The following is a 14,047-nucleotide window of genomic DNA, read 5'->3' on the forward strand; positions in this document are numbered from 1 at the left end:
TGACGATGCCGGGCCCGGCTGACAGTCCGCGGACAGCCCGCTGACGACGGTCGACGACGGTTGTCAGACGCTGTCAGGGCTTACGCGAACAGGCCCGGCGCCCGCTCCTTGAGGAGCGGGCGCCGGGCCTGTCGGGTTCCGTGCTGCGGGGTTCGGTGGAATCGCTACCTTTCCTTCAGCGTTGGTGTCTGCTGATCTGCGCCCACCACCGATGACCGGGACCATGCCTGTGATCACTCCGTTTCAGATCGCTGGAGTTTCGGTGAGGGAGGTGGGGTGGTGGCGGATCGGGTGAGGGTGTCGAGTCGGGCGGCGAGGTCGGGGTGGGTGGTGGTCAGGTGGGGGCGGGTGGCGTTGAGGGGGCGGATGAGGGCCGCGGGGTCGTCCTCGGCGAGGGCGGCGTCGAGCTGGCCGAGGGTTCCGCGGGCCGCGGTGGGGAGGTCGGTGAGAGTGGTGATCTGGGCGGCGATGCGGCGAAGATCGGCGGCGTTGTCGCGGGCCCAGGCGGCGAGGGTGCGGTCGGCGGCGCGGCCTTGTCGGGTGGCCTGGACGCGTTGTTCGCCGGTGGTTCCGGCGGGTCCGGGGCGGCCTCGCAGGTAGCGGCGTTCGGCGGCCTGGCGGCTGGTCACACCCAGGGGGTGGGCGAGGTCGGCCCAACTGGCTCCCGCATGGCGGGCGGTCTCGATCAGGCCGGTTTCCCATCCGGAGAGATTTTCGCGGATCTGCCGCAGCAGCAGGAGGGAGGCCAGGGCCTGTTCCGGGCCGGCAGCGGGGGCGCGGGCGCCGGGGGAGCCCGGGGTCTCGTGCTGGGCGGCGTGCAGTTCACCGTCGATGGCTTCCAGGGCTGCCGCGGCGGCGAGAAAGGAAGCCGGGCTCTGGGTGTCGGTGCGGGGAGAGGCCGGTTGGTCGGCGGCTGCCATGGGCACCTCCTTCTGGACTGTCAGCCTTTGGACGACACCATGTTTGTCATCCATTGGATGACATGCTACAACGGATTCCGTGCAGCGCATTGGCAGCTACTGCCCGAACCTTCTGGAGGTGTTTCGCAATGTTGATGCGCACTGACCCCTTCCGCGAGCTGGACCGGATCGCCCAGCAGCTGACCGGCTCCGGTACCTGGACGCGGCCTTCCGCGATGGCGATGGACGCCTACCGCGAGGGCGACGAGTACGTGGTGGCGTTCGACCTTCCCGGTGTCAGCGCGGAGTCGATCGACATCGACGTCGAGCGGAACATGCTGACCGTCAAGGCCGAGCGCCGGCCCGCGGCGAAAGCCGACGACGTCGCGATGGAGTTGTCGGAACGGCCGCTGGGCGTGTTCTCCCGCCAGCTCGTGCTGGCCGACACCCTGGACACCGAGCGCATCAGGGCCGACTACGACGCCGGGGTACTCACCTTGCGCATCCCGATCGCCGAGCGCGCCAAGCCCCGCAAGATCGCCATCGGCGGTGGCTCCTCCCGCCAGCAGATCTCCGGCTGACCCGGCGCCGGCCGGGACCGACGCGGCGGAGGACGGGCACGTGCCCCTCTCGATCGTCCTCCGCACCGGACGAAGGAAGGGCGGCGGCCGACATGGCCCTGCGATGGGAAGCATTCCTCGACCAGGTGACCGAACGCGGCGAATACGGCAGCCGCCAGGAGGCGGAACGCGCGACCCGCGTGGTGCTCGCCCTGCTCGGCGCCCACCTGGTCGGCCAGGTGCGGGCCCACCTGGCGGCGCGTCTGCCGGAAGGCTTCGCCCTGATCCTGCTCAACTCGCTGCAGAGCGCTGAACCCCTCCCACCGGAGCGGTTCCTGCGGGCGGCGGCGGCCTGGATCGAGGGAGCCACCGAGACGACCGCGGCCTGGGACGTCAGCGCCGTCCTCAGTACCGTCGCCGACGCGACCGACGACGACCTGCTCCACGAGGTCCTGCTCCAACTCCCCGCGGGCTACGACCTCCTGTTCGGCCGCCCCCAACCCATCTGACCACCCACCCGCCGGGTGCCGGCACCACCACCACGGATACAGAAAGGCAGCCACCGCAGTGATCTCCGACCTGCGCGCACCGCTCCAGCACCCAACCGCCATGACCTACGAGCAGATGCTGGAGAAAGTCCGCTACGAGGGCGTCTACCCCACTCGGGAGCGGGCCGAGGAAGCCGTCCGCGTCGTCCTTTCGGGACTCGGCCGCCAGCTGACAGGCGACGAACGCGTCGAACTCGCCGCCCGCCTGCCCTTCGAGGCCGCCTGCATCCTCACCGCCCAAATCCCCGCCCACCGACCCCTGACCGGATGGGCCTTCGTCCAGGACCTCGCCGACCGCACCGGCGCCACCCCCGCCACCACCCGCTGGGACACCGGCTCCGTCCTGGCCGCCGTCACCGCTCTGGCCGACCCCGACCTGATCACCCGCATCCTGAAGCAGCTCCCCAACGGCTACGCCCTGTTGTTCGGCCGCGCCGAACTCACCCAGGCCGCATAAGGAGCCCACCGTCGCGCGCACGGCACCGCCCAGGACCCAGCGATCACACGAATCGGCTGCACGGTCATCGTGGTACTACCGGGCGAGAACGGCACTCACCGTCTTCCCACCCGCCGGCCGGTGGGTCACGGCGGTGGCGTGCGCGAGGCGGTTGACCATGGGCCGGCCGAAACCTCCCGTCCCTCCGATACCCGTCAATCGTGTCGCTGTTCTGTTCGAAAGCGACTACCTCACCGTCGGGTACCCGAAAATCTGTGATGGCTGGAGTAGACATTGGGCGGCGGTGTGGTTATGGTTTCTCTCGTAGCCGAGATCAAGAACGGCCCGGCAGAGATGAACTGCCAGGCAGTAGTACGCAGTTGCAGGTGTAGTTCGCAGGGCGGTGCGGTGGTGGAGTCGCGAAGCCAGAGCAGGTGCAGGACGGCGACGGGACTGACGACCGGACCGGGTGGCCCGCAGTGATCAGGGGCCGCCGTGAGCGGTAACGCAGTGGCAGTACCCGCAAGTGCAGTTCGCAGTACCCAGCAGTGAAGTCAGTGAGCGGTACCTCGGTGAAGGCGTCGGCTGCGGACGCGCGCACCGGGAGGTTCGGCAGTGGGGTTCCAAGCCAGAGCAGTTGCAGGACGGGCGACGGGGCTGGCTGCCGGAGGGTGGTGCGGTGAAGGCCACCAGCAGGTCGCACTACCAGCAGTTCGGTTGTTCCCGTAGGTACGGCACGGCAGTGGAATCCGGCGGCCGCTTCATGTGGGAGGGCCGTAGGGATTGATTGCCGGGCTGGGCGGCCCATGAGGGGCTGCCGCGCAGGTCACAACTTGTGAAACGCAGCGTGTGAAGTGCAGTTCCGTTGTGATCGCAGGACCGCAGTATCTGAAGTACCAGCAGGTCAGTAGCTTTTCATCGTTTCAGGTACGAGCAGGAAGGTTCGGAGCGACACCATCAGGATCGCCCGCACGGCAGGTGTGTGCGGGCACTCGCAAGGCCCCGGATTGGAAGGTGGTCCCCGGTCAAGCATTCAAGATCCCCGCGCCCCGTGTTCCCCCGACGCGCCAGTGCGGATACGGCAGGACCGGCAGGCACAAGCCGGTAGATGTAGATGGTGTTTGATCCGCCCCATGGGGCCCCGGAAGCCAGGTACGGCTCCGGGGCCCCTCCACGCGTTTGTCCAGGAGGCCAGATGACCATCAGACACGAAGAGGCGTAATGACCGAACAACCCCCCGCGAGCCCCGCGAGCCCGTCCGACCGGTTCGACGACGAGGACTACCCCGCCTACACGATGGGTCGCGCCGCCGAGATGATCGGCACCAACGCCGCGTTCCTCCGTGCGATCGGCGAAGCCCGCCTGATCACCCCGCTGCGGTCCGAGGGCGGCCACCGCCGCTACTCCCGCTACCAGCTGCGCATCGCGGCCCGTGCCCGCGAGCTCGTCGACCAGGGCACCGCCATCGAAACCGCCTGCCGCATCGTGGCGCTGGAGGACCAGCTCGAAGAGGCCCTGGCCCTCAACGAACAGCTGCGCAACCGGCCCGGCAATCCCGCCGCCTGAGCCCAAGAACCCGGGCACGTAGCGGGCCCCGAACCTGACACCCTCCGCGGGAAGCTGCCGCTTGCTGCGCATCGCATCACGTCATCGGTGCGCAGGGCGCTGATCAACCACCGGGACGCTGTCCCGCCCATCGTTCAGCAGGTCCCGCACGTCGTTGTGGTGGCCGGCACCGCGGTGGGGTGATAGCGAGGGGAAGGTGGTTACCGCTGGGGGGTGTGGTCGTTGTTCGGGGTGACAGTGCTGCAGGAGGTCATGGGTTTGTGCGGTTGTCGGTGCACGGCAGGTGGTGAGGCCAGTGGCGGGAGGGTTGTGCTCGTAGGTGAGCCGCTGTTGCGTGGGGCGCTCGTCCGCCGGTGGTGGCACGTGCGTGGTGGAAACGGTCGGGGTCTGAGCACCGGCGGTGGCCCGGCCCGGTTGCCGACATGCCGGTACTTCGAACGGTGATCGCGCCCCGGCCGGCCGGGCGTGCTCGTGGCGACCACGGGCCCGGGCCGCTCTCCTCCATGAACCTGGTGGGGCACGAGCGTGGATGACAGCGAGCTGATCCGCCCTGTGCGGGAGTGGCATCGCCTGGTTCCCGGGATGGGCGCGAGGGCTGCTCTCGACGCTCTGGTCACGGCTCTCGCGGACGAGTCGGCCTCAGCGGCGACTGCCGTCGGGCTCAAGGCCCAGCTCGACCTCATCGAGGAACAACGCGATCACGCCCGTGGTGACCGCAGCCCGTGACCACAGGGGCCGGAAGCCGAGAAGGGCCCCGTGGCGGCATGGCTGGTGTGGGCCAGGACCATGCTCTCGCTATTGCTCAGCTTGTCGCCGTCGTCCACCGCCCCGGTCGTAAAGGTCTGGATCGGCGGTGTCCTGTCCGGCATGCACAAGAACTTATCGGGGCGCGGGGAGTGCTCCCACGCTGATCGGTAACAAGCGGTGGCACCCGGGGGAATATCCCGCCGGAGCCGCCGTCGGGGGAGGTGGGCCGATGGCTACCGTGTTCCCGATGAACCCATTTCCCGGAGGCGGGCGGTAGCTGATGATGCGGGAACTGACGGATGCGGAGTGGACGGGCGTGCGCTCGGCGTACTGCAACGGAACTTCGGCGGTGTGCCCCGCCTGCGCCCGGGGCGGTAGCGCTGAGCTCAAGCCGAAGCAGCGCGTGATGCGCTTCGCGTGCGGTCATGAACTCACGATTCCGGAGGGCGCCACCCCCTGACGGAACGGGGCCCGAAGGCGTGCCAGGTTGCACCGAATGGGTGTCGGAGACCGCGAGTGGGGTGGTAGGTGGGCTGCGGGGCACTCAGCGGGGTAGCCGAGGGGGAGACGTTGGTGCATCGCGCGATGCTCTTCGCTCCTCGAGGGCGGGGATGGATGAGGGCTCATCCGGCCGGAGCTGATTCTCCCGCCGCTGTAACGGTGTTCGAGGGGTTGGTGGGGTTGGGGGTGGTGTACCGGGCCGGGAATTACGGCAGTGAGCCCGGCGGTCTGGGTGCCGCCCGGCTACTGGCCGATGAATTCCTTGACTGTCTGGCCGCGGATCTCGCCACAACCCTGAGCGAGCGATTCCGCTTCGACGTGAGGCTCGTGGTCACGGAGCTGCTGACCAACGCTGAACGCTACGCGCACGGCCCGTCCCTGCTGGAACTGGAGGGAAGCCCTCGCAGCGTGGTGGTGACGGTATGGGACTCCAGTACCGCTCTGCCGGTCGTGTTCCCGCCCGATCCGTCCCGGGCCGGCGGTCACGGTCTGGAGATCGTGAACCGGCTGTGTGTGCAGGTGACGGTGGAGCGGGTACCGGTAGGCAAGCGCATACGGGCCGTCCTGTCGGTTCCTGGCGCCCCGTAACGGTAGCTGGGGGCAGCGCTGTCGCTTCCGGAACCCTTCTGGCAGGCACTCGGCCACTTCGGGGCACCGTTCGGCAGGTTACGGTGCGCCGGGTATCGCGGAGCGGGATGGCGGCCTGCGTGGCGCCAGCCGGCGACGAGAGGGTTGGGGCCGCTCCTGCCGAGGTCGCATGGGGTGAGGTGGGGCCGGTCAGCTGTAAGCGGGTGTGCCCAGCATCGCTACTGCGGCCTGGAGCGGGCTGAGAACAGCGGTGGCAGTTACCGCAGCGGCCTCGGGTGCGGGACGGCAGGTGAAGCCGAGTCGGGTCATGGCCCGGGTGATCTGCTCGGCGGTGAAGTCACGCCGGTCCTGCCGGGTGAGGATCTGGCCCACCTGTTTCACGGGGTAGGTGCGACGGCTGATGATCACGGATTCTCCCGTGACCGCTTCGGGCTTGACGCCCCGCATCCTGTCCTGCACTTCGCTCTTGACCAGATCGAAGGAACAGCCGGCGATGACGCAACGCATAGGACCTCAGCAAGGAGAGGGGGCAGTCGGATACCTCAGAGTCCCACACCCGGACCACCGACGGGAAGATCAACCCGCCGGTGGGAAATCCGGCACGAGGGCCGGTGTCGTGCTACCTTGTTGCCAGTTGCAGTTGTGGTACCCATGAACTTTGTGTGCACTCGACGGGCGTGACCCGCGGGTGCATTTTTGTTTGGCCGGTCATCTCCGGATGGGCTCATTGCGGCGACGCGGATTCCGCAGAGTGCGGTTTTCGGTTCTGCCCCCTGTCTTTAGGAGACACACATGGCTACTGGCACCGTGAAGTGGTTCAACGCTGAAAAGGGCTTCGGCTTCATCGAGCAGGACGGTGGCGGCGCTGACGTCTTCGCCCACTACTCGAACATCGCCGCCCAGGGCTTCCGTGAGCTCCAGGAAGGCCAGAAGGTCTCCTTCGACGTCACGCAGGGCCAGAAGGGCCCGCAGGCGGAGAACATCGTTCCCGCCTAAGCACTGACGCGCATCACCGGGTAGGGCCCGCACCGCAAGGCTGCGGGCCCTACTCGTCGCCCGCACAATCCCCCCGCACACCCCCCGCTCATCGCGGGGCGAGGCGGCTGCGGACAGTAGAACCAAGCCGCATGGCAGGCGGCTCCGCGGTCCACGACCGCGATGTGCTCACTGCCCCGGACCCGCCTCCTCGCGCGTCCAGTTCCCGGCCGCCATCTCTGGCAGTGCCGCTCGTGGCGAAGTGTGTTCGCGCGGTTGATTCCGCGCCGCTTCGGTCCCGTCTCGTTCTTGCTCGTTCTTCCGGTTCGTCTCTGCGATGCCTTCGTGCGGCGTGTTCGCTGCTGGGGCCTCCTGGATACGTGCCGTATCCAGGAAGGTTCTCCGTGAACCCCGTTCGTTCCAACCGCTCGTATTCCAGCCCCAGTTCCACCAGCCGCGGCGGCGCCTCCAGCGCCGGCGGTTACAGCCGTTCGGCGCCGAGCCGCTCCGGTGCGCCGAGCCGTTCCGGCGGTTACGCGGGCTCCGGTGGCTCCGGTCGCTCCGGTAGCTACGCGGGCTCGGGCCGCTCCGGCGGTTCAAGTCGACGCCCGTCCGTTCAGGGTGAGTTCGCTCTTCCGGTCACGCTCACCCCGGCGCTGCCCGCGGTGGAGAGCTTCGCCGCGCTGGACATGCCGGCCGCTCTGCTGGCGACGCTGGCGCACGAGGGCATGGCGGTGCCGTTCCCCATCCAGGGCGCGACGCTGCCCAACGCCCTGGCGGGACGTAACGTGCTGGGCCGTGGCCGTACCGGTTCCGGCAAGACCCTCGCCTTCGGTCTGGCGCTGCTGGCCAGGACCGCCGGTCAGCGCGCCGAACCGCTGCAGCCGCTGGCTCTGGTCCTGGTCCCGACGCGTGAGCTCGCCCAGCAGGTCACCGACGCGCTGACCCCGTACGCCCGCTCGCTGCGCCTGCGGATGGCCACGGTGGTCGGCGGGATGTCCATCGGACGGCAGATCCACCTGCTGCGCGGTGGCGCCGAAGTCGTCGTCGCCACGCCGGGCCGGCTCAAGGACCTCATCGACCGGGGCTCCTGCCGCCTGGACCAGGTCGGCATCACGGTGCTCGACGAGGCCGACCAGATGGCCGACATGGGCTTCATGCCGCAGGTCACCGCGCTGCTGGACCAGGTGCGCCCGGACGGGCAGCGCATGCTGTTCTCCGCCACCTTGGACCGTAACGTCGACCTTCTGGTGCGCCGCTACCTGCACGACCCGGTCGTGCACTCCGTCGACCCGTCGGCCGGCGCGGTCACCACGATGGAGCACCACGTGCTGCACGTGCACGGCGGGGACAAGAACGCGGTGACGACGCAGATCGCCGCCCGTGACGGCCGGGTCATCATGTTCCTCGACACCAAGCACGCCGTGGACAAGCTCACCGACCACCTGCTGAACAGCGGAGTGCGGGCCGCGGCACTGCACGGCGGCAAGTCCCAGCCGCAGCGGACCCGCACCCTGGAGCAGTTCAAGACCGGACACGTCACCGTGCTGGTCGCCACGAACGTCGCCGCGCGCGGCATCCACGTCGACAACCTCGACCTGGTCGTCAACATCGACCCGCCGAGCGACCACAAGGACTACCTGCACCGCGGCGGCCGCACCGCGCGCGCCGGTGAGTCCGGCAGCGTCGTGACCCTGGTCCTGCCCAACCAGCGCCGCGACATGATCCGCTTGATGCGGGACGCCGGCATCGCCCCGCAGACCGCACAGGTCCGCCCCGACGAGGCCGAACTGACCCGGATCACCGGAGCCCAGGCCCCCAGCGGCATCCCGTGTGTCATCGCCGCACCGGTCGTGGAACGCGCCAAGCGCAGCGCCACCGCCACCCGCGGCCGACGCAGCCGCTTCGCCCAGGCCCGCCGCTCCGGATCAGGCGAGCGCCCCGCGCCCCGCACGACCACCACCGCCGCGTAGCACCACACGCTCCTCAGGGGCCGTGCCACCCCCGGTGTCCGGGTGGCACGGCCCCTGGCGTTGGTCCTGACCGGCGGGATGTGCCGTTCGAACACGGAGCGGAAGCCCTCCAGCGGGTCACCGTGCTCATGGCTGAGCCAACCGGGTGCCCCGGTGATCCGGAGGGGCTCGGGGGAGTGACGGATGGTAGCCGGGGGACACAGATAGTCACTGATATCGCGTGGAAAAGGTAGAGATGATGATTGATTCCGGTACTGCGACGTTGGTGGAAGAGTTGCGTGAGCGGGCGGGCGCGTTCGTGAACTCGCACGTCGATCTGTGGGTCACCGTGGAGGACGACGGGACGCTGATCCTGGCCGGCCAGGACCCCACGGCCCTGTTCCAGGCAGCTGCGGACTGGCTGGAACAGGGGCCCGCGTGCACCGTTGTCGATACCCGCTGGGGCTGTGGGACCACCGAGCCCGCCTTTACGCTGTGCCTGTTCCTGCGCCCGCCGGGCGCTGAACTGACGCCGCAGCGGACGGCTGAAAGGGTCTAGGGTCTTTCCCGATCCCAGCGGAAGCCGGAACCAGACAGCGGCGGCGCGGACTCCCGCGCCGCCGTCCGGTTTGCCCGGTGCGACACCCCTGGTCACTGCCTGCGTCAGATGACGAGGAGGGCGGTCGGGCAACCATCACGAAGACCAACCGGCGGGGCCGGCCGGTCCCTGCTGTTGACCGGTCACCCGCGCACGGGCTGCGCGAATCCTGCCGCCGTGGGCGGGGCGTCTTCAGCGTGGTGCGGTTCGCTGGTGGGTCGTGGTGGGGATGTCGGCCTCGGTGTCGGTGGCGGGGGAGGCTTCGGTTACGTCGGCGCCGTGGTCGGCGCGGCGTCGGGTGTCGTGGGTTCCGTACCAGTCCAGGCACATCACGGTGGCGTCGTCCTGTAGTTGCCCGTCGTGGGCTTGAACGACGTGCTCGATCAGGACGCGGGCGGCTTCGCGCGGGTGCAGGTCCTGGGTGCTTTCGATGAGCGCCGACAGGTCGAGGTCCGCGGCCCTGCGTTCCAGCATCCCGTCGGTGAGCATGATGAGCCGGTCCCCGGCCCGCAGGTCCAGGTGCTGCACGGTGTAGGTGTGGGGAGCTGTGAAGCCGAAGGGCATGTCGATGTCCGGCACGAGCTGCTCGACCTTTCCTCCGCGCAGGCGCAGGGGCCAGGGGTGGCCGGCGTTGATGAACTCGGTTCGACCATCGTGCAGGCTGATGCGCAGGAGTTGGCCGGTGACGTAGCGACCCCCGCTGTGCTCGGCCAGGGCCTGGTCGGCCTGCCGGGCCTGTCCGGCGAGGTCGGCGCCTTGTCTTCGGGCGCGGCGCAGGGCGCCGACCAGGAGGGTGGCCAGCAGGGCAGCGTCCACGTCGTGGCCCATGGCATCGGTGACGGACAGCTGGACATGGTCACGGTCTATGACGTAGTCGAACGTGTCGCCGCCGACGAACTCGGCCGGCTCCAGGGCGCCGGCAACCGCGAACTGGGCCGCTTCACACGCCAAGGACGCAGGCAACAGCCGGTGCTGGATCTCGGCGGCCAAACTCAGCGGCGCGGTACGCCGACCCCACTGGTAGAGATCGGTGAAGGGCCGATTCGCGATGACGATGTACGCAAAAGCGTGGGCGCTACGGCTGATCTTCCGCAAGGTGTTGGGGCCCGGGTGGTGGGGCAGGTAGAGCTCCAGCAGCCCGATGGCATCCCCGCGGTTGGTCACCGGCGCGATCACCCGCGTCCAAGCACCGTCCCCGATCCGCTCCACATGCGGTTGCTGGGTGCGGATCACCTGCTCGTACACCGTGCCGGACACCGCGATCGCGTCAGCGGGACGGTCCAGGTCGATATTGTCAGCGGCGCCCAGGCGCACGACGGCGGCACCCGTGAAGTCGGTGATCAGGAACGACACCGACCGGGCCCCGAACTGCCGCCGCAGCGCCGCGGCGATGACATCGACGGACTCTACGGGCGGCGCGGCCTCTGCCGCAGCCAGCGCCTCACCCAGTCCGTCGATTCCACTGTCCGGCATGGGAGCCCTCTTCCCGCTGTCGTGCCCGTCCCAGCACCTACCGGTTCCACGAACTCCGGGCAGGTACGAAGAGGCAAACTATCCCACTGCAGGAGCGGGTTCCGACCCGCCTGAGCGATACCGTCGCGCCTGGTGCCATGGATCGGTGCCGGTATGCACTGTGACCCGGACCCCACCATCCGCTGGTGGCGGCGCGCTCGTCGAGGGCATCGTGCCCGCCGTCCACGCGGCAACCGGGCTACCAGCGGTTTCCGTACGGTTCCGGGGCACCGCGCAGATGCGCCAGACCGCCGAGCAGCATCCCTCCGGCGGAAGCGGCATCCATGAGGCGGCGCTGCTCGTGGGAGCCCTTCTCGCCCTCGATGGTGTCGTCGGGCCAGGTCCCCGGTCCGACCACGGCGAGTGCGACCAGGCCCCGGTCGGCCGCTTCCTGCCAGAGCGGTGACACGGGGCGTTGCTGCGGGCACAGTAGACGGGAGCGACCAGTGTGCAGTTGTGTGAGTTTCCCGTCCTGGACCGTCACCGAACACCGGGTCACCGGCCACAACCCCGCGCTCCACGTGCGGGCGGTCATCCGCGCCAGTCCGGCAGCCCGCACGCGCACCGCCAGCTCGCCGTACGCCGCCTGATCGGGAGGCTGAACGGTCACCACCGACCACCAATCGCCCGCGCGCAACGCCATCACTGCCCGACCCCAGCCCGTCACCGTCGTCTCCACGCCCGTCCAACGACCCGGCCGGGCTGCGGAATCGGCCGATAGGCCGTGCGGGTGAGCGATCCAGCACACCGGCGCTCGTATCGCTGGTGCGGTGGCTCCGGTCGGGGAATCGAGGTGGCCTCCAGAGCGAGCCTTGTGCGCGGGCGGGGGGAGTTGGGAGTCTGTGTGCACCGGGCTGGAACGGGAACTGCTGTGCGGATGGCGGTGGTCGTGGTGGAGCGGTGGTCGGCGGTACGCCGGGTGAGTCAGGCGGCGGCGGGTGATGCGTCGGGGCTTCCGGGGCGTCTGTGCCACGCGTTGTGCGGGGTGCTGGAGGCGGACTGGGCGGTGATGTCCCTGCTCAGTGATACGCCCGGCCGCCAGCTGCTGGCGGTGAGCGGCATGCCGGCTTTACGGCTGGAGGAACTGGAGTTCTTGGTGGGGGAGGGCCCGTGCCACAGCGCCAGCCTCACCGGACACCCCATGATGATCGGAGACCTCCGCCACCAGGTCACCCCTTGGCCCTTCTTCGGGACCGCCGCGCGCGAGGTGCTGCCACGGGTCGGCGCGATCCACGCCTTCCCGCTGCGCTGGGCCGACGAGCGGTTCGGGGCGGCCGCGGTGCTCTACGCCCAACCCCGCGCCACCCCCTGGGCACAAACCCGGCAGGCCGCTGCCGCTGTGGATACCGCGGCCGCCGCCCTCCTGGACAGCTACCGGACAGAGTTTCTCCAAGGGGCGGACCTGCCGTGGGAACCGGCCCGCCTCCTGGAGACCCACTGGGGCGCTACCCACCGTGCCGCGGGAGCTCTGGCCCTGCGCCTGGGGATCCCCTTCGATGAAGCCCTCGCCCGCATGCGCGCCCTGGCGTTCACGACCGGACAGTCCCTGCGCGACATCACCACCTACCTGACCTGACCGCCCGTGCCTTACCTGGCGAGGCGGTCACCCGGTCTCGGGGAGGTGCGGGTGGTGCTCGCAGGATTGCGCCCGGTGCTGCTCCCACTCCATGGCGCGTTGGATCTGCAGGTCGTCCAGACCGGTCGCTTCGGACAGTGCCTGAGAGGTGAGCCCGTGGTGCTGTTGTGCCAGGGCGCGCCGGATCTGTCCGGCCCACAGCTCCTCGGGGACGAACGGCCGCTCGCGGTACTCCTGCTGCAGGGCCATGAGATGTTCGGGCGAGCAGGCGGCGATCAGGCGCCGGCCGTCGCGTGCCCGATCGCTCGCGTGGATGGCGGAGGAGTCCGGGACGACGTTCAGATGGCATCCGTCGGTGAGTGGCCGGGCGCACGCATCGCAGATGTCCGTCAGCGGGACGGAACGTGAGTGGTCGGGTCGCATGCTGTTCTCCTGCCCTTTCATGCCATGTCGCGCCCCCGGCGCTGTTGAGCGGGAGCCAGGATGCCTGTCGGCTGGTGCCACGAAAATCTATCGCGCGTGAAGTAGACATTCGCTTCTGGGTCTGGGTAGAGTTCTGGTCGTAGCCAAGAAGGAAGCAGGGCACGGCAGACACGAACTGCCGCGCGGAGTGTGTGGCACGGTGATGGAATCCGGTGGCCGGTAAGTGCAGGTGGGCCGCAGGGTTGATTGCCGGGTCGGGCCGCCCCGGGAGGGGCCGCCGTGCAGTAACGCAGTACGGCAAGTGCAGTTCTGACACGCAGTACCCGCAGTTCAGCAGGACCGCATCATGCAGGACAGCAGTACCGGATGCAGTTGCAGTACCCAGCAGTGCGGTACATGAGTGGTACCTCGGTGAAGGCGTCGGCTGCGGGCGCGCGCACTGGGAGGTTCGGCAGTGGGGTTCTAAGCCAGGGCAGTTGTAGTACGGGCGACGGGGCTGGCTGTCGGAGGGTGGTGCGGTGAAGGCCACCAGTAGTTCGTAGTGCTGGTTTGGTCAGTGTTTCGGTTCAGAGGGAACGGAGGGGTTGAGCGCCATCAGGATCGCCCGGGCGAAGTAGCAGGCCTGGGTGCCGCAGGACATCGATAGGTAGGTGGTCTCCGGTCACGCGTTCGCGATCCCCGCATTCCCGGCCGCGGCCGGTAGTGCGGACACAGTAGGCCGGCGCAGTACTAGGGCCGGTAGGTGGTGTTTTCCGTCCTTCGGGGCCCTGGTGCTACGGCGCCAGGGCCCCTCCACGCGTTCTCAGCCCCTTTGTCTGTTTCCCGGTGAGGTGAGATGACGGCAGACGATTCCTTCGCCAGACTCAATGACGACGACTATCCCGCCTACACCATCGGGCGCGCCGCCGAGATGATCGGTGCCTCTCAGGGTTTCCTGCGTGCGATCGGCGAAGCCCACCTGATCACCCCGCTGCGTTCCGCGGGCGGTCACCGCCGTTACTCCCGCTATCAGCTGCGGATCGCTGTCCGGGTGCGTGAGCTCGTCGACCAGGGCACCGCGATCGAGGACGCGTGCCGCATCGTCGCGCTGCAGGACCAGCTCGAAGAAGCCCTCGCACTCAACGAACAGCTCCGCACCCACACCCACTCCGCCGCCTGAGAACGGC

Annotated in this window: 17 protein-coding genes and 1 pseudogene; 12 read left to right on the forward strand and 6 right to left on the reverse strand. The window is 69.1% G+C overall.

Translation table 11 applies throughout. From position 1 onward, the window contains the following. Nucleotides 1-233: 233 nt before the first annotated feature. Nucleotides 234-920, reverse strand: coding sequence for a type III effector protein (locus tag C8250_RS31685; RefSeq protein WP_138356552.1), 687 nt, complete (start codon nucleotides 918-920; stop codon nucleotides 234-236). Nucleotides 921-1,048: 128 nt separating this feature from the next. On the opposite strand from C8250_RS31685, the gene C8250_RS31690 reads away from it, so the two are divergent. The 3 genes from C8250_RS31690 (at nucleotide 1,049) to C8250_RS31700 (ending at nucleotide 2,464) form a co-directional block, all read left to right on the forward strand. Further along, nucleotides 1,049-1,480 carry an Hsp20/alpha crystallin family protein gene (locus tag C8250_RS31690; protein WP_138356553.1) on the forward strand — a complete coding sequence of 144 codons (432 nt, stop codon included), beginning with the start codon at nucleotides 1,049-1,051 and terminating at the stop codon, nucleotides 1,478-1,480. Nucleotides 1,481-1,572: 92 nt separating this feature from the next. Continuing rightward, nucleotides 1,573-1,968, forward strand: coding sequence for a DUF2267 domain-containing protein (locus C8250_RS31695; protein ID WP_138356554.1), 396 nt, complete (start codon nucleotides 1,573-1,575; stop codon nucleotides 1,966-1,968). Nucleotides 1,969-2,068: 100 nt separating this feature from the next. Next, nucleotides 2,069-2,464 carry a DUF2267 domain-containing protein gene (locus tag C8250_RS31700; RefSeq protein ID WP_138356555.1) on the forward strand — a complete coding sequence of 132 codons (396 nt, stop codon included), beginning with the start codon at nucleotides 2,069-2,071 and terminating at the stop codon, nucleotides 2,462-2,464. A gap of 75 nt (nucleotides 2,465-2,539) precedes the next feature. On the opposite strand, the pseudogene C8250_RS43800 reads toward C8250_RS31700, so the two are convergent. Continuing rightward, nucleotides 2,540-2,650, reverse strand: a pseudogene (locus tag C8250_RS43800) (ATP-binding protein); the annotation flags it as partial. A 1,014-nt stretch (nucleotides 2,651-3,664) separates the two neighbouring features. Between C8250_RS43800 and C8250_RS31705 the strand changes: the two are divergent. The 3 genes from C8250_RS31705 to C8250_RS31715 all read left to right on the forward strand — a co-directional run bounded on the left by C8250_RS31705 (nucleotide 3,665) and on the right by C8250_RS31715 (nucleotide 5,845). Beyond that, nucleotides 3,665-4,009 (forward strand): MerR family transcriptional regulator, encoded by a 345-nt coding sequence (locus C8250_RS31705; RefSeq protein ID WP_138356556.1) that lies wholly within the window; start codon nucleotides 3,665-3,667, stop codon nucleotides 4,007-4,009. A gap of 525 nt (nucleotides 4,010-4,534) precedes the next feature. Then, entirely contained in the window at nucleotides 4,535-4,735 is a 201-nt protein-coding gene (locus C8250_RS31710) for a hypothetical protein (RefSeq protein ID WP_138356557.1), read from the forward strand. Nucleotides 4,736-5,416: 681 nt separating this feature from the next. Beyond that, nucleotides 5,417-5,845 carry an ATP-binding protein gene (locus tag C8250_RS31715; RefSeq protein WP_244809478.1) on the forward strand — a complete coding sequence of 143 codons (429 nt, stop codon included), beginning with the start codon at nucleotides 5,417-5,419 and terminating at the stop codon, nucleotides 5,843-5,845. Nucleotides 5,846-6,034: 189 nt separating this feature from the next. Here C8250_RS31715 and C8250_RS31720 read toward each other — a convergent pair whose 3' ends face one another. Beyond that, entirely contained in the window at nucleotides 6,035-6,352 is a 318-nt protein-coding gene (locus C8250_RS31720; protein WP_138356559.1) for an SCO5918 family protein, read from the reverse strand. Between the two features lie 285 nt (nucleotides 6,353-6,637). Here C8250_RS31720 and C8250_RS31725 point away from each other — a divergent pair, with 285 nt between their 5' ends. The 3 genes from C8250_RS31725 (at nucleotide 6,638) to C8250_RS31735 (ending at nucleotide 9,331) form a co-directional block, all read left to right on the forward strand. Next, nucleotides 6,638-6,841 (forward strand): cold-shock protein, encoded by a 204-nt coding sequence (locus tag C8250_RS31725; protein ID WP_034275260.1) that lies wholly within the window; start codon nucleotides 6,638-6,640, stop codon nucleotides 6,839-6,841. A gap of 383 nt (nucleotides 6,842-7,224) precedes the next feature. Continuing rightward, nucleotides 7,225-8,793, forward strand: coding sequence for a DEAD/DEAH box helicase (locus C8250_RS31730; RefSeq protein WP_138359625.1), 1,569 nt, complete (start codon nucleotides 7,225-7,227; stop codon nucleotides 8,791-8,793). A 220-nt stretch (nucleotides 8,794-9,013) separates the two neighbouring features. Beyond that, a complete protein-coding gene (locus C8250_RS31735; protein ID WP_138354256.1) occupies nucleotides 9,014-9,331 on the forward strand; it encodes a hypothetical protein in 318 nt (105 codons plus the stop codon). A gap of 231 nt (nucleotides 9,332-9,562) precedes the next feature. Here C8250_RS31735 and C8250_RS31740 read toward each other — a convergent pair whose 3' ends face one another. Further along, the gene (locus C8250_RS31740; RefSeq protein WP_138354257.1) at nucleotides 9,563-10,843 is read right to left on the reverse strand and encodes a SpoIIE family protein phosphatase; all 1,281 of its coding nucleotides are present in this window, start codon (nucleotides 10,841-10,843) and stop codon (nucleotides 9,563-9,565) included. 238 nt (nucleotides 10,844-11,081) lie between these two features. Beyond that, on the reverse strand, nucleotides 11,082-11,291 hold the full coding sequence (locus tag C8250_RS43805; protein WP_232485441.1) for a hypothetical protein: 210 nt from the start codon (nucleotides 11,289-11,291) through the stop codon (nucleotides 11,082-11,084). 49 nt (nucleotides 11,292-11,340) lie between these two features. On the opposite strand from C8250_RS43805, the gene C8250_RS44520 reads away from it, so the two are divergent. Together C8250_RS44520 and C8250_RS31750 are read left to right on the forward strand one after the other, a co-directional pair. Next, nucleotides 11,341-11,472 carry a hypothetical protein gene (locus C8250_RS44520; RefSeq protein ID WP_269770796.1) on the forward strand — a complete coding sequence of 44 codons (132 nt, stop codon included), beginning with the start codon at nucleotides 11,341-11,343 and terminating at the stop codon, nucleotides 11,470-11,472. Nucleotides 11,473-11,759: 287 nt separating this feature from the next. After that, entirely contained in the window at nucleotides 11,760-12,458 is a 699-nt protein-coding gene (locus C8250_RS31750; protein WP_138354258.1) for an ANTAR domain-containing protein, read from the forward strand. Nucleotides 12,459-12,485: 27 nt separating this feature from the next. On the opposite strand, the gene C8250_RS31755 is transcribed toward C8250_RS31750, so the two are convergent. Beyond that, nucleotides 12,486-12,881 (reverse strand): hypothetical protein, encoded by a 396-nt coding sequence (locus C8250_RS31755; protein WP_138354259.1) that lies wholly within the window; start codon nucleotides 12,879-12,881, stop codon nucleotides 12,486-12,488. 835 nt (nucleotides 12,882-13,716) lie between these two features. Here C8250_RS31755 and C8250_RS31760 point away from each other — a divergent pair. Next, the gene (locus tag C8250_RS31760) at nucleotides 13,717-14,040 is read left to right on the forward strand and encodes a MerR family transcriptional regulator (protein WP_138354260.1); all 324 of its coding nucleotides are present in this window, start codon (nucleotides 13,717-13,719) and stop codon (nucleotides 14,038-14,040) included. The last annotated feature ends 7 nt before the right edge of the window (nucleotides 14,041-14,047 follow it).

The sequence above is a fragment of the Streptomyces sp. So13.3 genome (assembly GCF_005860785.2).
In the GTDB taxonomy this organism is placed as follows: Bacteria; Actinomycetota; Actinomycetes; order Streptomycetales; family Streptomycetaceae; genus Actinacidiphila; species Actinacidiphila fildesensis.